At 74.9% G+C, this 18,767-nt stretch carries 18 protein-coding genes; 8 read left to right on the forward strand and 10 right to left on the reverse strand.

The genetic code is table 11. The features are described from left to right. Position 1: 1 nt before the first annotated feature. From Nocox_RS16950 to Nocox_RS16965, 4 genes are all read right to left on the reverse strand, one after another. Positions 2-991: a cobalamin B12-binding domain-containing protein gene (locus Nocox_RS16950; protein WP_020547799.1), complete on the reverse strand. Its 990-nt coding sequence runs from the start codon at positions 989-991 to the stop codon at positions 2-4. After that, on the reverse strand, positions 988-2,526 hold the full coding sequence (locus tag Nocox_RS16955; protein ID WP_020547798.1) for a PP2C family protein-serine/threonine phosphatase: 1,539 nt from the start codon (positions 2,524-2,526) through the stop codon (positions 988-990). The genes Nocox_RS16950 and Nocox_RS16955 overlap by 4 nt, the downstream gene beginning before the upstream one ends. Positions 2,527-2,653: 127 nt before the next feature. Next, positions 2,654-3,790 (reverse strand): acyl-CoA dehydrogenase family protein, encoded by a 1,137-nt coding sequence (locus Nocox_RS16960; protein WP_020547797.1) that lies wholly within the window; start codon positions 3,788-3,790, stop codon positions 2,654-2,656. Next, complete coding sequence (locus tag Nocox_RS16965) at positions 3,787-5,574, reverse strand: AMP-dependent synthetase/ligase (RefSeq protein WP_020547796.1); 1,788 nt, start codon at positions 5,572-5,574, stop codon at positions 3,787-3,789. The genes Nocox_RS16960 and Nocox_RS16965 overlap by 4 nt, the downstream gene beginning before the upstream one ends. 173 nt (positions 5,575-5,747) lie before the next feature. On the opposite strand from Nocox_RS16965, the gene Nocox_RS16970 reads away from it, so the two are divergent. Next, positions 5,748-7,094 carry a TetR/AcrR family transcriptional regulator gene (locus tag Nocox_RS16970; RefSeq protein ID WP_020547795.1) on the forward strand — a complete coding sequence of 449 codons (1,347 nt, stop codon included), beginning with the start codon at positions 5,748-5,750 and terminating at the stop codon, positions 7,092-7,094. Continuing rightward, positions 7,091-8,014, forward strand: coding sequence for an EamA family transporter (locus tag Nocox_RS16975; protein WP_033411575.1), 924 nt, complete (start codon positions 7,091-7,093; stop codon positions 8,012-8,014). Before Nocox_RS16970 ends, Nocox_RS16975 begins: the two co-directional genes overlap by 4 nt. Here the strand turns inward: Nocox_RS16975 and Nocox_RS16980 are convergent. Continuing rightward, positions 8,002-8,664: a CHAP domain-containing protein gene (locus Nocox_RS16980; RefSeq protein ID WP_020547793.1), complete on the reverse strand. Its 663-nt coding sequence runs from the start codon at positions 8,662-8,664 to the stop codon at positions 8,002-8,004. The two genes, Nocox_RS16975 and Nocox_RS16980, sit on opposite strands and share 13 nt — an antisense overlap. Positions 8,665-8,962: 298 nt before the next feature. Here Nocox_RS16980 and Nocox_RS16985 point away from each other — a divergent pair, with 298 nt between their 5' ends. Genes Nocox_RS16985 through Nocox_RS17000 form a run of 4 tightly spaced genes read left to right on the forward strand, consistent with a single transcriptional unit; the run spans position 8,963 to position 12,304 of the window. Beyond that, positions 8,963-9,871, forward strand: coding sequence for an ABC transporter ATP-binding protein (locus Nocox_RS16985; RefSeq protein ID WP_020547792.1), 909 nt, complete (start codon positions 8,963-8,965; stop codon positions 9,869-9,871). Then, a complete protein-coding gene (locus tag Nocox_RS16990) occupies positions 9,871-10,572 on the forward strand; it encodes an ABC transporter permease (RefSeq protein ID WP_020547791.1) in 702 nt (233 codons plus the stop codon). Before Nocox_RS16985 ends, Nocox_RS16990 begins: the two co-directional genes overlap by 1 nt. Continuing rightward, positions 10,569-11,714 carry a sensor histidine kinase gene (locus tag Nocox_RS16995; protein ID WP_157383532.1) on the forward strand — a complete coding sequence of 382 codons (1,146 nt, stop codon included), beginning with the start codon at positions 10,569-10,571 and terminating at the stop codon, positions 11,712-11,714. The genes Nocox_RS16990 and Nocox_RS16995 overlap by 4 nt, the downstream gene beginning before the upstream one ends. Beyond that, positions 11,711-12,304, forward strand: a complete 594-nt coding sequence (locus Nocox_RS17000) for a response regulator transcription factor (RefSeq protein ID WP_020547789.1) — start codon at positions 11,711-11,713, stop codon at positions 12,302-12,304. The genes Nocox_RS16995 and Nocox_RS17000 overlap by 4 nt, the downstream gene beginning before the upstream one ends. Before the next feature lie 89 nt (positions 12,305-12,393). Here Nocox_RS17000 and Nocox_RS17005 read toward each other — a convergent pair whose 3' ends face one another. The 3 genes from Nocox_RS17005 to Nocox_RS17015 form a co-directional block, all read right to left on the reverse strand. Next, the gene (locus Nocox_RS17005) at positions 12,394-12,900 is read right to left on the reverse strand and encodes a MarR family winged helix-turn-helix transcriptional regulator (protein WP_020547788.1); all 507 of its coding nucleotides are present in this window, start codon (positions 12,898-12,900) and stop codon (positions 12,394-12,396) included. A 26-nt stretch (positions 12,901-12,926) separates the two neighbouring features. After that, the gene (locus Nocox_RS17010) at positions 12,927-13,583 is read right to left on the reverse strand and encodes a DUF4142 domain-containing protein (RefSeq protein WP_020547787.1); all 657 of its coding nucleotides are present in this window, start codon (positions 13,581-13,583) and stop codon (positions 12,927-12,929) included. Positions 13,584-13,701: 118 nt separating this feature from the next. Further along, positions 13,702-14,556: a fumarylacetoacetate hydrolase family protein gene (locus Nocox_RS17015; protein WP_020547786.1), complete on the reverse strand. Its 855-nt coding sequence runs from the start codon at positions 14,554-14,556 to the stop codon at positions 13,702-13,704. 59 nt (positions 14,557-14,615) lie between these two features. Between Nocox_RS17015 and Nocox_RS17020 the strand changes: the two genes are divergently transcribed. Both Nocox_RS17020 and Nocox_RS17025 read left to right on the forward strand, forming a co-directional pair. Continuing rightward, a complete protein-coding gene (locus Nocox_RS17020; protein ID WP_157383531.1) occupies positions 14,616-15,380 on the forward strand; it encodes a FadR/GntR family transcriptional regulator in 765 nt (254 codons plus the stop codon). A gap of 45 nt (positions 15,381-15,425) precedes the next feature. After that, positions 15,426-16,676 carry a DUF3500 domain-containing protein gene (locus tag Nocox_RS17025; RefSeq protein ID WP_020547784.1) on the forward strand — a complete coding sequence of 417 codons (1,251 nt, stop codon included), beginning with the start codon at positions 15,426-15,428 and terminating at the stop codon, positions 16,674-16,676. Here the strand turns inward: Nocox_RS17025 and Nocox_RS17030 are convergent. Further along, complete coding sequence (locus Nocox_RS17030) at positions 16,670-17,341, reverse strand: response regulator (protein ID WP_020547783.1); 672 nt, start codon at positions 17,339-17,341, stop codon at positions 16,670-16,672. The genes Nocox_RS17025 and Nocox_RS17030 overlap by 7 nt on opposite strands. After that, positions 17,338-18,687 carry a sensor histidine kinase gene (locus Nocox_RS17035; protein WP_020547782.1) on the reverse strand — a complete coding sequence of 450 codons (1,350 nt, stop codon included), beginning with the start codon at positions 18,685-18,687 and terminating at the stop codon, positions 17,338-17,340. Before Nocox_RS17035 ends, Nocox_RS17030 begins: the two co-directional genes overlap by 4 nt. Positions 18,688-18,767 lie beyond the last annotated feature (80 nt).

Here is an 18,767-nt window from a genome sequence, read left to right on the forward strand (position 1 = left end):
GCTAGACGCGCAGCATCGCGCGGGCGTGCGGCAGGTCGGGCAGGCCGTCCGCCAGGGCGTCCAGCGCGGCCGGCAGGGCGGGGGCGGGCATGCCGCGCGCCCCGAGCAGCTCCGCCATCCAGCCGGCGAAGGAGGCGAACAGCCCCGGGTCGCCGACGTAGACGGCGGCCTTGAGGAAGCCGACGATCGAGGCGGCGTCCTCGGCCGTGTCGCCGTGCGGCCCCGTTTCCCCGGCGTGCCGGTCCAGCTCGTCCATGACGGCCCTGACCAGGTCCGGCGTGCGGAGATCGAGCACGGCGTACTCGAGGTCGGCCTGGTGGCCGCGGCCGGGTCCGTCGCGACGGGGCAGGCCGTGGTCGAGCAGGTCGGCGGCGGCGCGGGCGTCCGGCGCCCAGGCGTCGGCGCCGAACCGGCGCGCGTAGCGGCCGTCCGGGCCGAACGCGGGGCCGCCGGCGAGCACCGGCGTGGACGCCGCCCGGCACGCCGTGATCGCCGCGTGCGCGGCCGGCAGGTGGGTCGCGATCGAGGCGGACAGGGCGACCGCGCTGGGCCCGGTCCTGTGCAGGTGCACGACGAGGGCCGAGGTGGGCACGTTCGCGCCCAGGTAGTCGACCCGCCAGCCGCGCAGCCGTAGCACCTCGGCCAGCAGCCGGAGGGGGAACGTGTGCCACTCGCCCTCCACGCACGCCAGGCAGATCCGCCCCTTCGCCTGCTCGGGACCGCGCAGCCCGGCCGCCGCGTGGTGGGCCGACACGACGAGCACGCTCTCGTTGACCGCGGTCGCCGTGTGCTCCTGAGCGACCGATAGCCGGTTGTGCGCCCACTCCAGGCCGATCCGCGCCTGCACGGCGGCGACGACGTCCAGGATCAGGCTCTCGGCGGGCAGGCCGCTGTCGAGCGCGGACACGGCGACCTCGATCGCGGCGTACTCGTCGCCGGCCGTCGCCGCCTGCCACAGCGCCTCCGCGCACCGCCTGACGTCGTCGTTCACGGGACCGCTCCGTTCCTGGACTGTTCGCGCGGCACGCCGATGGCGACGATCGCGAGGTCGTCGCGCTCGCCGCCGCCCGCCCACTGCGAGGCGAGCATCTGCACCCGCTCCGCCAGGGAGTCGGCCGGCATGCCGGCGCAGCGCCGCAGCTCCGCCTCCAGCCGTTCCTCGCCGAACAGCTCGCCGCCGAACGGCCCGCCCCGCGCCTCGATGACGCCGTCGCTGTAGAGCAGGCAGGTGTCGCCGGGCTCCAGCAGCACCTCCTCGGTGACGCTGGTGACGTGCTCCAGCAGCCCGATCAACGTCCCCCTGGTACGGGCCACCTGCACCCGCCCGTCGAAACGGACGATCATCGGCGGCGGATGGCCGGCGCTGGTCAGCCGGAGCACGACCCGGCCGCCGCGTCGTTCGACCCCGGCCAGCACGAGCGTGACGAAGCGGGAGCCGTCGGCGGCGAGCAGCACGTCGTTGAGCCGGTTCAGCACCCGCTGGTGGTCGTCGGAGAGCGGCAGCAGGGCGCGCAGCGTGTTGCGGATCTTGCCGGTGAGCACCGCCGCCTCCAGCCCCTTGCCGGACACGTCGCCGAGCACCACCAGGGACCGGCGGCCGGCGCCGGCGACCGCGTGCACGTCGTAGAAGTCCCCGCCGACCTGCGCGCTGTCGCCGGCCGCGCGGTAGCGGGCGGCCACCTCCACGCCGTCCACGTGCGTCATCACGGGCGGCAGCAGGTCGGCCATCAGCGTCTCGGTGATGGCGGCCTGCTCGGCGTACAGGCGGGCGATCGAGATCGCGGTGCCCGCGCGGGCGGTGAACAGCGGCGCGAACAGCGCCTCGGACGGGGTGAAACCGTGATGTTCCGAGCGGCGCAGGAGGATCAGCGCGCCCGCGGGCAACCCGTACCCGGGGAGCGCGAGCACCACGATCGAGCCGATCCCGGCGGGCGCGCCGCGCGTCACCCATGCGGGAGCCGTGGCGGGGTCCAGCCAGCGGGGCGGCACCGGCGGGAAGCCCCGCAGCGCCTCGGACAATCCGGGCATGGTGCCCGCCTCGCGGGTCAGGTCCAGGTGCGCGGTGCCGTCGCCCGCCTCGCAGCAGGTGACCACGTGCCGGTGCCCGGCGCGCGGCAGGACGACCCTGGCGGCCACGGCGAGGTGCCGTACCGCCAGCCGGGCGACCGCTTCCAGGCAGCGGTCCAGGTTGAGCGTGGCCAGCAGCTCGCTGGACACCTCCACCGCGGCGGCCAGCGCGTCGCGCTCGGCCCGCACGGCCTCGCCTGCCCTGTGCCGTTCTGTGACGTCCACCAGCCACCACTCGACGCGGCCCGCGCCGTCGTCGCGGACGGGATGCGCCTCGAAGACCCGCTCGCCCACCGGCCCCGTGACAGGCCCGGCGGCGTGCTCGCCGTGCGCCCGCGCCAGCCACGCCGGAACGTCCCGCGCGCCGCCGAGCAGCGCGCGGGCGGCCGCGTTCGCCCGCTCGACGGCGCCCGAGGCGCCGACGACCAGCATCGGGTACGGCGAGTCCTCCCGTTCCATGCCGAACCTGCCCCGTCCGCGATCACCTGCTGAGTTTTCACCCTAGTGACGGGACATGCATGGACTTACCGCTGTCGGACCCTCTTTGTGCCATTTTTGTGCCAGCCCGGCGGACCGGGCCGGGCGGTCAGAGCCCGTACGACTTGCCGATGATGTCGCGCTGGATCTCGCTCGTGCCCCCGTACACCGTGGACACCACCGTGGAGCGCAGCAGGCGTTCCATGCCGTACTCCGTGGCGTAGCCGTAGCCGCCCATCATCTGCATGCCGTCCAGCGCCAGCGCCTTGGCCAGCTCCGTCGCCTTCAGCTTGGCCATCGACGCCTCGCGCGGGAGCTGCCGCTCCGGGTCGGCCTCGATCCGCCGCGCCACGTCGTGCACCAGCAGCCGCGTGCACTCCAGCTCGGTGGCGTGGTCGGCGAGCCGGTGCCGCAGCGCCTGGAAGCTGCCGACCGGGCGGCCGAACTGCTGCCGCTCGCGCACGTACGCCACCGTGTCGTCGAACACCCGGCGCGCGGCGCCGAGCATCAGCCCGGCGAGGATCATGCGCTCCAGGTTGAGCCCGGACATGAGCTGCCGCCACGCCGACCCGACCTCGCCCACCACCGCGTCCTCGGGCAGCCGGCAGTCGGTGAAGTAGAGGTCGTTGACCTCGCGGCCGCCCATCGTCTCGATGCCGCGCACGGTCAGGCCCTCGACGCCCGCCGGGACGGAGAACATGGTGAGCCCGTCGTGCTTGCCGCCCTCCGTGGACGTGCGGGCGACGAGCAGGATGTGCTCCGCGATGTGCGCGTTGGAGCACCACGTCTTCTGGCCGTTGACCACCCAGCCGCCGTCGCGCCGCTCGGCCCGGCAGGTCAGCGCCGCGACGTCCGACCCCGCGCCGGGCTCCGACATCGACACCGCCAGGACCTCGCCGCGCAGGAAGCCGCCGAGCACCCGGTGTTTCTGCTCCTCGCTGCCGAACCGCTCGTAGGAGGCGGCGGTGATCGCGGACGTGGCGAACCCGCCGATCGGCACCTGCCAGTAGGCGGTGGTCTCCAGGAACAGCAGCAGGTCCACCATGCTCTGGCCGGCGCCGCCGTACTCCTGCGGGACTGCGACGCCCAGCCAGCCGAGCTCGCCCATCTTCCGGTAGAGGCCGTCGTGGTGCGGCTCGGCGCCGCCGTCGGTCAGCTTGAGCCACTGCTCGCGGGTGCCGGCCTCGCGGCGGCAGAAGTCCTCGATGGCGGCCACGAAGTCGCGCCGCTCGTCGGTCAGGGTCACGCCCCAGATCCTCCCCTGTAGAGCTCTTCGATCACCTCGGCGTAGCGCTGCTCGATGACCCGCCGCCGCAGCTTCAGCGACGGGGTGAGCTCCCCGCTCGCCGGGCTCCAGGCGTGGTCGAGCACGCGGTACGCCTTCACCTGCTCGGGCCGCGACAGCGCCGCGTTCGCCCGCTCGACGCCCTCGGCCAGCTCCGCCAGCACCTGCGGGTCGGCGGCGAGCTCCTTCAGCTCGGTCGCGGCGATGCCCCGCGCCTTGGCCCAGACGGGCGCGGCCTCCTCGTCCAGCATGATCAGCGCCGTCAGGTACGGCCGCCGGTCGCCGACCACGACGGCGTACCCGATCAGCGGGTGCGCGCGCAGCAGCGACTCGACCGCGCTCGGCGCGATGTTCTTGCCGTGCGAGGTGATGATCATCTCCTTCTTGCGGTCGATGATCTTCAGCAGCCCATTGTCGTCGTAGGCGCCGATGTCGCCGGTCGCGAGCCAGCCGTCGGCGTCCACCGCGGGCTTGACCTGCCCGTCGGGCTGGAGGTAGCCGAGGAACACCAGCGGCCCGCGGACCAGGATCTCGCCGTCGTCGGCGAGCTTGATCTCCATGCCCGGCATCGGGCGGCCGACCGTGCCGGCCCGGTAGTCGTCGCGGAAGGTGCTGGTGGCCGAGCCGGTGGTCTCGCTGAGCCCCCACACCTCCATGATCGTCATGCCGAGGCTGCCGAAGAACTCCAGCACCTCGGCGGGGATGGGCGCCGCGCCGCTGCCCAGCCGGACCGCCTCGGCGAGCCCGATGCGCTCGCGCAGCGGCCGCAGCACCTCCCGGTCCGCGCGCTCCAGCTCCCCGGCCAGGTCGGCGGGCGGCTCGCCGCCGGCGCCGCGGATCCGGTACGCCTCGGCCGCCAGCTCGCGCGCCTCGCGGAGCGCGTCGCTGTCCAGGGCGGCGAGCATCTGCTGCAGCCCGGCGGCGAACTTCTCCCACACGCGCGGCACGCCGAAGAACGCCTGCGGACGCACCGCGATCAGCGTGGGCAGCAGCTTCGTGGAGTCGGCGCAGATCGTCACGTGGCCCGCGGTGTAGATGGGCAGGTAGATGCCGAGCACCCGCTCGGCGATGTGCGCGAGCGGCAGGTACGCGACCGTCCGCGGGTTCGCGGGCGTGGGCTGGACCAGCTCCTGGAGCGCGCACTGGTAGAGCACGTTGAGGTGCGAGAGCACCACGCCCTTCGGGTCGCCGGTCGTCCCCGAGGTGTAGATCATCGTCACCGGGTCGTCCTGGGCGGCGTTCGCGGACGGCACCGCGTCGCCCGGGGCGGCCAGCAGGTCGGCGAAGCGCGTGTGGCCGGAGTCGCCGGCGTCCTCGACGACCACGACGCCCTTGAGCCCGGGCATCGCGGCCAGCGCGGGCGCCCACCGCTCCAGCTCGGCCGGGCCCTCCAGCACCACCACGGTGGCCGCGCTGTGCAGCGCGACCTGGCGGATCTGCTCCGGGCTCAACGTCGCGTACGTGGTGCACGGGATCGCGCCCAGCTCGACCGCGGCGAGGTCGGCGATCCAGTGCTCAGGACGGCTCGACATGCCGATGAGCAGCCGCTCGCCGTTCCGCAGGCCCAGCGCGCTCAGCCCGCTCGCCACGGACAGTACCCGCTCGCGCAGTTCCCGCCACGTCAGCGTGCTTCCGTCGGTCCCGGTCAGGGCGGGCAGGTCGCCGTGCTCCTCGGCGTTGCGCCGTAGCAGCCCAGGAACCGTGTGCGTACCCAGCGCGGCCCGCACGTCCGCCTCTGTGATCATCCTTTTTCTCCCTCCGCCGACCCCGAGCGCCTCCATCGAAGCCCGAACATCGTTCTGGTGTCAATACATCCGAATCACGACTTACTTGCGGTCACGTCGATGCAGGTCGGACGGATGCATTCTGAGGGGAGGAGGCGATTTCCGGATCACCACGCGATCGCTACACTCGGGTCATGCCGACAAGTCAGCGCGCCCGCCCCAAGGACCGCAAGGAGGCGATCGCCCTCGTCGCCGCCGAGCTGTTCTGCGCCCGCGGCTACCACAACGTCGGCATCGAGGACATCGCCCAGGAGGTCGGCATCACCGGCCCGGCCATCTACCGGCACTTCCCGAACAAGCAGGCCGTGCTCGCCGCCGCCGTCGAGGAGCTGGTCACCCGCTTCGCCGAGTGCGTCGCCGCCGGCGCCGGCGCCGCGACGCCCGGCGAACGCCTGCACGCCGCGCTGCGGGCGCTGGTCCGCTACACCCTCGACCGGCGCGGCGTGGCCCGGCTCTACCAGTGGGAGGCCCGCCATCTCGACCCCGGACTCCAGGCGGAGCCGGCCGCGTCGTTCGACCGCTCCGTGCGCGCCCTGCGCGAGCTGCTGCTGGGGGTGCGGCCCGAGCTGGGCCGGCGCGACGCCGCGCTGCTCACCTCGGCCGCGCTGAGCGTGGTCGCGAGCCCCGCCACGCACCGGGCGAGCCTGCCCAGGGCCAAGGCCGAGCAGACCGTCCTCAGCTGCGTCGCCGCGGTCCTCGCCGCCGACCTGCCCGCCCCGGACCGCCCGCCCGGCGCCCGGTCCGAAGGCTTCGGGCGGTCAGAGGGCTCCGGGGGGTCAGAGGGCTCCGGGAGGTTCGCGCTGCTGCCCCGCCGCGAGCGGCTGCTCGCCGAGGCCATCAGGCTCTTCGACGAGCGCGGCTACCACCAGGTCAGCATCGCCGACATCGGCCAGGCCGCCGGCATCAACGCCTCCAGCGTCTACACGCACTTCACCGGCAAGGCCGAGCTGCTCGCCGCCGCCTACTACCGCGCCACCAGCCGCCTGGAGCACCTGACGGCGGCCGCGCTGTCCGGCGCGGGCACGCCCGCCGAGGCCCTGTCCCGGCTGATCGACACCTACGTCGCCTACACCTTCGACCAGGCCGACCTCACCGCGGTCTACCTCACGGAGGGCGAGAACCTTCCCCCGGCCGACCTGCGGCGGCTGCGCGCCGCCCAGCGGCGGCACGTCGACACCTGGACCGGACTGCTCGCCGAGCTGCGCCCGGGGGAGGAGCCGGCCCGCGTCCGCTTCCGCGCGCACGCGGCGCTCAACATCGTGGCCGACCTCGCCCGCTCGGCCGGCCCGTCGGCGTCCGAGTCGCGCACCGCCGCGCTGCTCCGGCAGGTGCTCGTCACGAACCGCGACGCCTGCCTCGACCCCGGGGCTGCCCCTCCCGACCCCGGGTCCGCCTCTCCCGACCCCGGGTCGGCCTCTCCCAACGCCGCGGCCGCCCCTTCCGATCTCAGGGGCGGCACGAAGGCGGGCGACGGGCCGTGAGGAGGGGGGCGGGACTCGCCCTGGCGTTGGGGGCGGCGGGCTGCTTCGCGTTCTCGGGGCCGCTGGCCAAATATCTCATCGCCGCCGGGCTGACGCCGTTCGAGGCCGTGTGGACCCGGCTGGCCGGCGCGGGGCTGCTGATGGTGGCCGTCCTCGCCGTGGCCAGGCCGCACGCGCTGCGGATCCGCCGCGTCCGCCTGCCGTTCGTCGCGCTGTACGCGGTCACGGCGGTGGCGGGGGTGCAGTCGCTGTACTTCGCCGCGATCACCCGGCTGCCGGTCGGGATCGCGCTGCTGCTGGTCTACCTGGCGCCGGTGCTCGTGGTGGCGTGGGCGCGGCTGGTCAGGAAAACGCGACCAGCGCCCGCCGCGTACGCGGGGGCGCTGGTCGCGCTGGCCGGTCTCGGGATCGTCGCCGAGGTCTGGCGTGAGACGCGGATGGACGGGATCGGCCTGCTGCTCGGGCTGCTGGCCGCCGCCTGCTCCGCCGGCTACTTCCTGATGAACGAGGGCTCCGGCGGCGAGGTGGACCCCTTGGGCCTGGTCGCGTGGGGGATGACCGGGGCGGCGGTGGTGCTGCTGCCGCTCGCCCGGCCCTGGGGCATCCCCTGGGAGGTCTTCACCCGTTCCGCCACGCCCGGCCCCGGCGGCCTGCCGCTGCCGGTGGCCGCGGCGTACGCGGGGCTGGTGGTGGTCGCGACGGCGGTGGCGTACGTGCTGGGCGTGCACGCCGTGCGCCGCCTGTCGGCCGCCGTCGGCGCCACGGTCGCCTCGCTGGAGGTCATCGCCGGCGCGCTGGCCGCCTGGGCGCTGGCGGGGGAGACGCTCGGTCCGGCGCAGGTGGCGGGCGGCCTGGTCGTGCTCTCCGGCGCGTTGCTCGCGCGGACGGCCGCCGCCGCCCGGACGCCTCAGGAGGCGTAGACCGGGTAGCCGTAGCCGACGACCTGCGAGGTCGGGCGGGTCCGCTGCTCGACCTTGCCGTTGCCGGTGTTGCCCTCGATGGTGGTCAGGCTGCCGTCGCCGTTGTCCTTGACGACGAAGCCGACGTGGTCGATGGCGTCGAGGTCCTTGCTGCCGCTCCACGAGAAGAAGACGACGGCGCCGGGCTTCGGCGCGGTGCCGAAGCGCTGGTTGGCCTCGAACCACTTGGCGTGGGTGACGGCGTAGGCGTCCCAGCCGATCTGCGAGCGGGCGCCGGTGTGCTCGCCGACCCAGGACACGAACATCGAGCACCAGGGGGCGTTCTTGTAGGAGGTGGTGCTGCCGCCGTCGCGGGCGGCGGTCTCCAGGGCGCGCTGCGAGGTGGTGTACCACTGCTGGAACTTGGTGCCGCCGCCGTCGGCGTTCTCGGTGGTGCCGATCTGCGCCCTGGCCGTGGCCAGGACCTGCTCGGCGGTCACCTGGACGGCCTGCGTGTGCTGGGCGGCCCGGGCGGGCGGGCGGACGTCGGTGTCGGCGTGGGCGGCGGTGCCGCCGGCGGCGACTCCGCCGGCGATGGCGCCGGCGGCGACTGCGGCGCCGAGCGCGGCGCGGAGGGCGGTGCGGGCATGCGTGAGACGGTGCTCGAACATGAAGGAATACGCTCCTGGCGGTGTGTCGTGCAACGGGCGGCGGCAGCGCCCGGATGTGGCGGCTGCCGGGGGGCGATCGCACGGCTCCTCGTCGAGAGCCATCAGAAGGAAAAGGTTTGCGATGCCCGGTACGCGGAGTTATGTCATCTCGCGTCCGATATGTACAACTAACCCCCTACCTGGGTAATTCCCCGGCAACGACATCGCCCTCAGTCTTTACCTGCGATGACGTTTGTCATGGCGGCGCGGCTGACGCACCGCACTACCTCCGAGGCCCCCGCCACCGCACGCTGGACCCATGCGGAACGCGCTGGAACTGAACGACGCACGCAAACGCTACGGCCCCGTCACCGCCCTGGACGGAGTCGACCTCACCGTGGCGGAAGGGGAGACGGTCGCGCTGCTCGGCCCCAACGGAGCCGGCAAGAGCACCCTGCTCGCCGTCGCGCTCGGCCTGCTGCCGGCCACCTCGGGCCGGGCCACGCTGCTCGGCCTCCCGCCCGCCGACGCCCTGCGCGCCGGCCGGGTCGGCGTGCTGCCGCAGGAGGCGGGGCTGCTCGACGACGTACGGGTGCGCGAGCTGGTCGCCGCCGTCGCCGCCATGTACGACCGCCCGCCGCCCCTCGCCGCCACCCTGCGCGCCGCGGGGATCACGGACCTCGCCGAGCGCCGGGTCGGCCGGCTGTCCGGCGGGCAGCGCCAGCGGGTCAGGTTCGCCCTCGCCCTGGCCGGCGGCCCCGAGTTGCTGGTGCTCGACGAGCCCACCGCCGGCCTGGACGTCGACGGCCGCCGCGCCCTCTGGCACGAGGTCAACAGCCGCGCCGGCACCACCGTCTTCGCCACCCACTACCTGGCCGAGGCCGACGCCTACGCCGACCGCGTCGTGCTGCTGGCCCGCGGCCGGGTCGTCGCCGACGGCCCGGTGGACGCGATCAAGGCCCTGGTCGGAGGGGGAGAGATCCGCTTCGACAGCGCGGCCGTCCGCGGGGAGGCCGACCTGGCCCGGCTGCGCGCGCTGCCGGGCGTGCGCGGCGTCCACGCCGGGAACGGCACCGTGGCGCTGCGCACCGCCGACTCCGACGCGACGCTGCGGGCGCTGTTCGCCGCCTTCGACGACGTCCGGGGCGTGCGCGTCGAGGGCGTCGACCTGGAGAGCGCCTTCGTCAGCCTGACGGCCGGCCCGGACCTCGTGGAAGGAGCGCGCTGATGAGCGCGTACGTACGGCTGGAGCTGGCGCGAGCCCTCCGCAACCCGGTCGGGATGACCATGCTGACCGTCTTCCCGCTCCTGCTCTTCCTGCTGTGGGCCAAGGTGCTGACCGTGGCGCCGCCCGCCCAGGCGATGGTGTCCATGGCCACCTACGGGGCGATGGGCGGCGCGATGTTCGTCGGCGGCGCGATCGCGATGGAGCGGGCCGGCGGCTGGCTGCGGCAGCTCGCCGTCACCCCGCTGCCCGCCCACGGGTACGTGACCGCCAAGCTGCTCGGCGCCGCCGCCGGGGTGCTGCCCAGCATCCTCGTCGTGCTGGCGGCGGGCGCGCTGCTCGGCGGCGTACGGCTGCCCGCGGGCACGTGGGCGGCCCTGGTGCCGCTCGTCTGGGCGGGTGTGCTGCCGTTCGCCGCGCTCGGCGTGGCCTTCGGCTACACCTTCAGCGGCCAGCTCGCGAGCCTCGCCATGATGATCGTCTACTTCGGGCTGTCCGTGCTCGGCGGGCTGTGGGTGCCGGTCACGAGCATGCCGTCCGGCATGCGGGCCCTGGCCGAGTACAGCCCCACCTACCAGGTCGGCTCCCTCGGCTGGCGGGCGCTGGAGGGCAGGCCGCCGACGGGGCTCTCGCTCGCCGTGCTCGCCGGCTGGACGCTGGTCTTCGTCGCGCTGGCCCTCTGGCGTTACCGTCGGGCCCTGTGAGCGTGGACGACGTGAGCGTGGACGACGTGAGCGTGGACGACTTCGACTTCAGCCGGGGACGCGCGGCGGCCAGGGCCGGCTCGGCCGCCTGGCTGGCCCTGCTGGCCTGGCCGCTGGGGGCGTTCCTGTGGGCGTCCCCGGGGGCCGGGCGGGTGCTGTGGGCGGTCGCGGTGACCGCGGTCCTCGTCGTGTGCTGGATCCGTACGACGTGGGCGGTGTTCGGGCCGGGCCGGCCCGCGCCGTGGTGGCCCGCGGGGGTGGCCGCCGCGGCGCTGGCCGGCATGCCGGTGCTGGGGCCGCCGTGGGCGTACGTGAGCTTCGTCTTCGTGGTCAGCGCGCTGGCCCCCGTCGTTCGCGGGGCGGCGTTCGCGGCGGCGCTCGCGGCGACGGCGGCCGTCACGACCGGCGCGCTGGCGGCGTACGGGCTGCCGCTCGGGCAGATCTGGTGGGTGCCCCTGGTGATCCTCGCCGAGGCGGGCGCGGTCTCCGCGCTGCTCGGCATGGGCGAGCTGCTGGCGAGGCTCGCCGCCGCCCGCGCCGAGGTGGCGCAGCTCGCCGTGGACAACGAGCGGCTGCGCTTCGCCCGCGACCTGCACGACACCCTCGGCCACACGCTCACCTCGATCACGATCTCCAGCCAGCTCGCCGCCCGGCTCGCCCGCGACGACCCCGAGGGGGCCGCGAGCCGCATGGCCGACGTGGAGCGCGCCGCCCGCCGGGCCCTCGACGAGGTGCGCCACTCCGTCGCCGGCTACCGCGCCCCCGCCCTGTCGGACGAGCTGCGGCGGGCGACCGGCGGCCTCGCGCTGGCCGGGATCCGCCTGGAGGTCTCGCCCGCCGCCGGCCCCATCCCGGCCGCCGCCGAGACGCTGCTCGCCTGGACCGTACGCGAGGCCGCCACGAACGTCGTCCGCCACAGCCGCGCCCGCCGCTGCCGGATCGCCCTCGCCGTGGACGACGGCGCCGCCACCGTCGAGGTACGCGACGACGGGACCGGCCCGGCCCCCGGCACCGCCCCGGGGAACGGCCTGACCGGGCTGGCCGAACGCCTCGCCGCGGCGGGCGGGCGCCTGGAGACCGGCCCGCCGCCGGACGGCGCCGGCTACCTGCTGCGCGCCCGCGTCCCCGTGGAGCCGTCATGATCCGCGTCCTCGTCGCCGACGACCAGGAACTCGTCCGGGGCGGCCTCGCCGCGCTGCTGTCGCTGGAGGACGACATCGAGGTGGTGGCCGAGGTCGGGCGCGGCGACCAGGTCGAGGCCGCGGTGGCCGAGCACCGGCCCGACGTGATCCTGCTCGACATCGAGATGCCCGGCATGTCCGGCCTGACGGTCGCCGAACGCCTGCGCGGGCAGCGCGTGGTCATCGTCACGACGTTCGGCAGGCCCGGCTACCTGGGCCGGGCGCTCGCGGCCGGCGTCGCCGGATTCGTCGTCAAGGACGCGCCGGTGGCCGAGCTGACCGCGGCCGTGCGGCGCGTCATGGCCGGGGAGACCGTGATCGACCCGAAGCTGGCGCTCTCCGCCCTGACGGTCGGGCCGAGCCCGCTCACCCAGCGCGAGGCCGAGGTGCTGCGGGCCGCGTCCGGCGGCGCGACCGTCGCCGAGCTGGCCCGCCACCTGTTCCTGACCGAGGGCACCGTGCGCAACTACCTGTCCTCCGCGATCGGCAAGACCGGGGCCCGCAACCGGGCGGAGGCCGTACGGGTCGCCGAGTCCCGCGGCTGGCTCTGACCGGCGCAGCGCCAGTGGTCCCGGTGGGTCGAGCCGCTGCCGTCGTCCCGCGAGGAGCCGGGCCGGTCACAAGGGGCGCCGGGCCCGGCTCACGGGGCGTCGGGCCAGCCGAGCGGGTAGCGCGGGCCGGGCAGGCGCTCGCCGCCGGCCTCGGTGAAGGCGTTCATGGCGGAGACGAGCGCGCGGGACTGCTCGGGGGTCATGCGGGAGACGATGCCGGCGATCTCCTCGCGGCGGCGCGCCATCACGTCCTCGACGAGCTGCCGGCCGTCCGAGGTGAGCCGCATGAGGCTTTCGCGGCGGTTGTGCGGGTTGACCTCGCGGGTGACGAGACCGGCCGCGGAGAGACGGTCGGCCATCCGCATGGCGGTGGAGCTGTTGACGTCGAGCAGCTCGGCCATGGTGACGAGCTTGGTCTCGCCGTGCAGGGACAGCACCACCAGCATGCGGAACTGGGGGAGCGTGACCCGGTCCTGGACCGCGGCCATGGAACGGGCGGCGATGGCCACCAGCAGCCGCGAGCCGGTGAGCACGGCCGAGATGACGGCGTCGAGATCGCCGGCGCCGGCCCGGCCACCCGCGAAGGGCTGTTTCATGGACACAGTTGTACACGTTGGTGCGTTCAGGAGGGCGGGGTGGGGAAGCTCTCGGGGGTCGTCAGGCCGGTGCTCTCCAGGAGGCGCTGGTGGTTGAGCACGGCGGCGTTGGCCTGCTCGGAGAAGCGGCGGATCAGGGTGTTCTGGGTGGTGCCGCGCACCGTGCCGATGACCCCGAAGATCTGGCCGTGCGCCAGGCGCAGCCACTTGACGTACGTGGCGTCGTAGGCCTGCCCGGACCGGCCCGAGATGTCGGTCATCCACGCCTGCTGCTGGTCCGTGGGCTTGACCGGCAGAGTGATCCGCAGCTTGCCCGCCACGTCGCGGACCTGGCCGTCGAGGGTGTGGTGCTGGGCGGCGATCTCCCTGCTGATCTGCCGGACGCGGGCGGCCTCGCCGCGCTGGATCGCGTCCTGCGCCATGGGCATCTCCCACAGACTGGCCAGGCGTACCTTGCGGACGAGGTCGCGGTCGAGCTCCGACAGCGGGCCCCACTTGGTCTGGACCGTGCCGGTGTCGCTCTCCCGCTCGGAAGGGGTGGCGTCGGGCTCCGCGGACGCGGCGGCGTCGAGGGCGGCGGTGTCGGGGAGCGGCGTGGGGGTGTAGCCGGCGCAGGCGGTGAGCAGGCAGAGGGCGGCGAGGCCCCCGGCGGTGGTGGTGCTGGGGTGGGCCATGGTCGTCATCCCGTTCCGGATCGGGGTGGCGCGGCGTCCGGGCGGAGGGCGCCGCTCGTCATGAGATACGCGCGACGGGCCCCGGCCTGTTCATGGCAGTGTGCAACGGTTGCGGGCCGCGGCCGCCTCAGGCGGCGGGCAGCCGGGCGTCGTTGGCGACGATCGGGTTGCGTACGCTGCCGAGCCGTTCGACCTCGACCTCCACCTCGTCGCCCGGCCGCAGCAGCCACGGCGGCGTACGCGCGTAGCCGACCCCGGCGGGCGTGCCGGTGGCCAGCAGGTCGCCCGGCCGCAGCGTGAACGTACGGGAGATGAGGGCGAGCGTGTCGCCGACGGTGTAGACCATCTCGTCGGTGCGGCCGTCCTGGACGACCTCGCCGTTGACCCGCGTCCGCACCCGCAGCCCGTCACGCAGGTCGCCGACCTCGGCGGCGGGCACCAGAGGGCCGAGGGGACCGGAGTTGTCGCCGTTCTTGCCGAGGGTCCACTGGCTGGTCAGCTTCTGCGCCCGGCGCGAGGTGATGTCGTTGAAGGCCGAGTAGCCGGCCACGGCGGCCAGCGCCTCGTCCGGGTCGGCGTCGGCCAGCGGCGCCCCCACGTACGCCACGACCTCGCCCTCCCAGTCCAGGCCGTCCTCGCCCGACGGCACCGGCACCGGGGCGCCGCCCACGGTCAGTGAGCGCGTCCAGCGGGCGAACAGCGTCGGGTGCGGCGGGACGCCCTCGCCCGCGTACGAGCCCTCGGCCACGTGCCTGAGGTAGTTGAGCCCGACGCAGATCACCCGCGCGCCCGGCAGCACCGGCGGCACGAAGGCGACCGCCGAGGCCGGGACCGTCTCGCCGGCCGGCTCCCTGGACAGCCATCCGGCCGCGCCCGCCCAGAACTCCTCCAGTCCGGCCAGCACGGTGACCGTCGTGCCGTCGGGCGACAGCGACGCCACCTCGACCGGGCCGCCGTCCCTGCGGATGCCTGCGATCCTCATCGGCCCTCTCCTCGCTGCCCGCCGTGAAACCTTCTAAAGGTTCGGAGGTTTGTGCTTGGATGGCGACTATGCCGCAGACCTCCTCCTCCGGACAACCCCTGGCCGGCGTCGGGCAGGGCGCGCGGACCCGCGCCGAGCGGCTGGCCGCCGCGCTCGACGAGCGCGTCCGCGGGCTCGCCCCCGGCGAGCCGGTCGGGACGCTGGAGTCGCTGCGCGCCGAGACCGGCCTCGCCTACGCGACGGTCAGCGAGGCCGTCCGGCTGCTGCGCGACCGGGGCGTGCTGGAGATCCGGCCGGGGCGCGGGGGCGGGCTGTTCGCGGCCGAGCGCGGGCCGGTGGTGCGGCTGCGGCACACGCTGCTGAGCGTCGCCGACGAGCCGGGCGCGGTCGCCGACGCCATCGAGCTGCGCGAGCACCTCGAAGAGCTCATCGACCTCGCCGCCGCCCGGCACCGCACCGCCCAGGACGTCGCCGACCTGCGCCGCCTGCTGCGCCGGCTGCGCGCCGCGCCCGGCTGGGACGGCTTCATGCGCGCCAACTGGGCGCTGCACGAGCGGATCGCCGCCATCAGCCCGAACGCGATGGCGCGGGCCGTCTACGTCGGCACCCTCGGCCACCTGGGCACCACCTCCGCCCGCCTCGCCGACGACCGGCCCTCTGACGACCACGACCGGCCCGCCGACGACCGCCCCGCCGACGACCCGCGGGCGGCGTACCGGGCCGCCCGCTACCAGGTTCACGCCGACCTGGTCGAGGCCATCGCCGACGGCGACGAGGCCGCGGTCCGCGCCGCCGTCGCCGCACACCGCACCCCCGCCCCCTGAGCCCCACCCCGTCCCCTCACCCCCTGAACGCCGGAGGAGCCCGTCATGCCCGGTGAGTACCGACGGCACCTGTTCCCGCACGACCACCCGCGCCTGGCCGAGATCCGCGGCCTCGACCCGTACGCCTACGGCGAGCTCGCCAGGAGACCGGGCACGTTCACCGGCGGCCTGGTCGCGAACTGGACGCCGCTCTACAGGAACGAGTTCCGCGGCGTCACCGAGAACGGCGTCCTCCGCGAGGGCCTGCACCCGCTGACGCCCGCCGAGCCCGGCGAGGAGGCGCCCGTCGCGGCCATGGTCGCCGCCGCGCGCGACCTGCTCGCCGCCCTCGACGACGAGGGCCGCGCCCGCATCGGTCATCCGGTGGACGCCGTGGAGTGGCAGACCTGGGCCAACCCGGAGTTCCTGCAGTTCGACACCGGCCTGCGCCTGGACCTCCAGCCGGAGCCCGTCCGCGAGAAGGCCCTGGCGCTGGTGCGGGCCTCGCTCTCGCCCGAGGGCTACCACCTGGCGCGCGCCATGATGCTCATCAACGGCTTCCTCGGCGAGGTCGTCGGCCTGGAGACCATCCTCAACGAGTTCAGCTACAACCTCGCGCTCTACGGCACCCCCGACCTCCGGGCCCCGTGGGGCTGGCAGCTCTACGGCCACCACTGCGCGCTCAACTGCCTGGTCGTCGAGGGCCGCATGGCGCTGTCGCCGGTGTTCCTCGGTGCGGAGCCCGACGAGATCGACGCGGGCCCGCACGCCGGGCTGCGCGACGTGTTCGCCGACCGTGTGGAGCTGGGGCTGCGGCTGATGGCCGCGCTGCCCGCCGAGCAGCGCCGGCAGGCCGTCGTCTACGAGCGGATGGTCGATCCGGCCATGCCGGAGGGCCGGGTGGATCCGGGCGACGAACGCCACCTGGCCGGGGCGTTCCAGGACAACCGGGTGATCCCGGTCGAGGGTCTCCGGGTCGCCGACATGCCCGCCGAGGCCCAGGAGCACGCGCTGGCGATCGCGGGCACGTTCGCCGGGCTCCTGCCGGAGGGGCCGCGCGCCGCCCGGCTCAGGGAGGTCGCCGCCCATCTGAGGGAGACCTGGTTCTGCTGGATCGGCGGGCACCGGCCCGGCGACGTCTTCTACTACCGGCTCCAGTCGCCGGTGATCGTCGCCGAGCTCGACCACCACTGCGGCGTCTTCCTCGACTACGACACCCCCAAGCCGTTCCACGTCCACACCGTGCTGCGCACCCCGCACGGCAACGACTACGGCCGCGCCTGGGTACGGCAGTGGCAGGCCAGGCGGGATCAGTAGCCGGACGGGCGGACCAGGCCCGTCTCGTACGCGAACACCGCCGCCTGCGTCCGGTCACGCAGCCCGAGCTTGACCAGGATCCGGCTCACGTGCGTCTTGACCGTCTGCTCGGCGACCACCAGGCCGGCGGCGATCTCCGCGTTCGACAGGCCCTGCGCGACCAGCGCCAGCACCTCCGTCTCCCGCTCGGTCAGGTCGCCGAGGCGCTCCTTGAGCGGGGCGCGCGGCCCGGCGCTCAGCCGCGTGAACTCGGCGATGAGGCGCCTGGTGACGGCCGGCGCGAGCAGCGCGTCCCCGGCGGCGACGACCCGCACCGCCTGGGCCAGTTCGGCCGCCGAGGCGTCCTTCAGCAGGAAGCCGGACGCGCCGGCGCGCAGCGCCTCGTACACGTAGTCGTCCAGGTCGAACGTGGTCAGCATCAGGACCTTCACCGTCGTGCCAGGACGGGCGGCGATGCGGCGGGTGGCCTCGATGCCGCCGAGCTCGGGCATCCGCACGTCCATGAGCACGACGTCGGGGTTCAGCGCGGCGGCCATGGAGACGGCGTCGAGGCCGTTCGCGGCCTGGCCGACGACCTCGATGCCCGGCTCGGCGTCGAGCAGCACGGTGAAGCCCTGGCGCACCATCGCCTGGTCGTCGGCTATGAGCACGCGGATGCTCGTCATGAGAGGGTCTCGTCACCTTTCTCCGGGGCCGCCGGCGTACCGGCGGGCAGGTACGCGCTGACCTCGTAGCCGCCGTCCGGCGTCGGCCCGGCGGCCAGGTCGCCGCCGAGCATGGCGGCGCGCTCGCGCATCCCCGGCAGCCCGTGCCCGCCGTCCGAAGGCGGCGCCGGCTTCGCGGGGGCGGCGTTGACGACCCGGATCGTGAGGGCGTCCGGCCGGTAACCCAGCCGGAGCGTCACGGCCGCGCCCGGCGCGTGCCGCATCGCGTTGCTGAGCGCCTCCTGCACGATCCGGAACGCCGACAGCTCCACGCCGGGCGCGAGCGGACGCCGCTCGCCCGCGATCTCGACGGTGAGCGTGACGCCCGCGCCGCGCACGTTCGCCAGCAGCTCGCCGAGCCGGTCGAGCGTCGGCTGCGGCGCCTGCCCCGGCGCGTGGCCCGCGGTGTCCTCCGTGCGCAGCACGCCGAGGATCCTGCGCAGCTCGGTCAGCGCCTCGACGGCGTTCCCGCGGATGCCGGCCAGGTTCTCCCGCAGCTCGTCCGGCGGGTCGTGGACGAGGTGCGGCGCCACCTGCGCCTGGATGGAGATCACCGACATGTGGTGCGCCACCACGTCGTGCAGCTCGCGGGCGATCCTGCTGCGCTCCTGGAGCAGCGTGCGGTGGGCGCGCTCCTCCGCCGTCAGCTCCTCCTGGGCCTCCAGCCGGGTCCTGGTCGTCCTCAGCATCCGGACCATCGTGCCCGAGGCGACGGCGAGCGCGTACACGGGGACGGCGACCACCGGCGTGCCGCCCGTCTGCTCGGGCAGGAACACCACGCACGCCGCCGCGGCGAGCACGCTGACCGCCAGCGTCTCCGCGGCCGCGCGGGGCCGTACCCGCAGGGCCAGCAGGAACAGCACCCCGGCGTGCAGGAAGATCCCCGACCCCGTCCAGGGGAACGCCACCGGGTCGGCGTACAGGATCCTCGGCATGAGCGGCGCGCCGGGCGCCTCCCGCTCGACCATCCAGGGGAAGGTGAGGGTCTGCGGCAGGTACGTCATCCCGGCACGGGCTCCGGCCAGCACGACGGCGAGCGACGCCCAGAACGCCGGCAGCGGGCGGAACATCGCGGCCACCAGCGCCGCCGCCTGCGCCGTCGCGAGCAGCGGGACCGTCGGGTCGATGCCCGCGCCGTCCGGGAACAGGCCGAGGACCAGCGCGTACAGGACGACGAGGACGTGCGGCAGCCGGGCCAGCGGGCGCGGCCCGCGCATCCGGGGGAGCGGGTCGGCGGCCGTGGACCACAGGTCGGCGCGTAAGGCGGCGAGGAGACCACGCCGCCCGGCTTCCTGCTTCCGCCTCACGTCGCCTCCACCCCGGCCGTCCCCGCGTCCGGCCGCTCCAGCGTAGCGACGCGGCCGGGCCCGTGGCGGCACCTGCCGGG

Source organism: Nonomuraea coxensis DSM 45129 (genome assembly GCF_019397265.1).
Classification (GTDB): Bacteria; Actinomycetota; Actinomycetes; order Streptosporangiales; family Streptosporangiaceae; genus Nonomuraea; species Nonomuraea coxensis.

Bases quoted from the DNA above. Each gene is read 5' to 3' on its own strand.
- Nocox_RS16980 (WP_020547793.1), bottom strand. From the start codon at position 8,664: ATGTTCGAGCACCGTCTCACGCATGCCCGCACCGCCCTCCGCGCCGCG.
- Nocox_RS17025 (WP_020547784.1), top strand. From the start codon at position 15,426: ATGCCCGGTGAGTACCGACGGCACCTGTTCCCGCACGACCACCCGCGC.
- Nocox_RS17015 (WP_020547786.1), bottom strand. From the start codon at position 14,556: ATGAGGATCGCAGGCATCCGCAGGGACGGCGGCCCGGTCGAGGTGGCG.
- Nocox_RS16955 (WP_020547798.1), bottom strand. From the start codon at position 2,526: ATGGAACGGGAGGACTCGCCGTACCCGATGCTGGTCGTCGGCGCCTCG.
- Nocox_RS17020 (WP_157383531.1), top strand. From the start codon at position 14,616: ATGGCGACTATGCCGCAGACCTCCTCCTCCGGACAACCCCTGGCCGGC.
- Nocox_RS16970 (WP_020547795.1), top strand. From the start codon at position 5,748: ATGCCGACAAGTCAGCGCGCCCGCCCCAAGGACCGCAAGGAGGCGATC.
- Nocox_RS17030 (WP_020547783.1), bottom strand. From the start codon at position 17,341: ATGACGAGCATCCGCGTGCTCATAGCCGACGACCAGGCGATGGTGCGC.
- Nocox_RS16965 (WP_020547796.1), bottom strand. From the start codon at position 5,574: ATGATCACAGAGGCGGACGTGCGGGCCGCGCTGGGTACGCACACGGTT.
- Nocox_RS16985 (WP_020547792.1), top strand. From the start codon at position 8,963: ATGCGGAACGCGCTGGAACTGAACGACGCACGCAAACGCTACGGCCCC.
- Nocox_RS17005 (WP_020547788.1), bottom strand. From the start codon at position 12,900: ATGAAACAGCCCTTCGCGGGTGGCCGGGCCGGCGCCGGCGATCTCGAC.
- Nocox_RS17000 (WP_020547789.1), top strand. From the start codon at position 11,711: ATGATCCGCGTCCTCGTCGCCGACGACCAGGAACTCGTCCGGGGCGGC.
- Nocox_RS16990 (WP_020547791.1), top strand. From the start codon at position 9,871: ATGAGCGCGTACGTACGGCTGGAGCTGGCGCGAGCCCTCCGCAACCCG.
- Nocox_RS17010 (WP_020547787.1), bottom strand. From the start codon at position 13,583: ATGACGACCATGGCCCACCCCAGCACCACCACCGCCGGGGGCCTCGCC.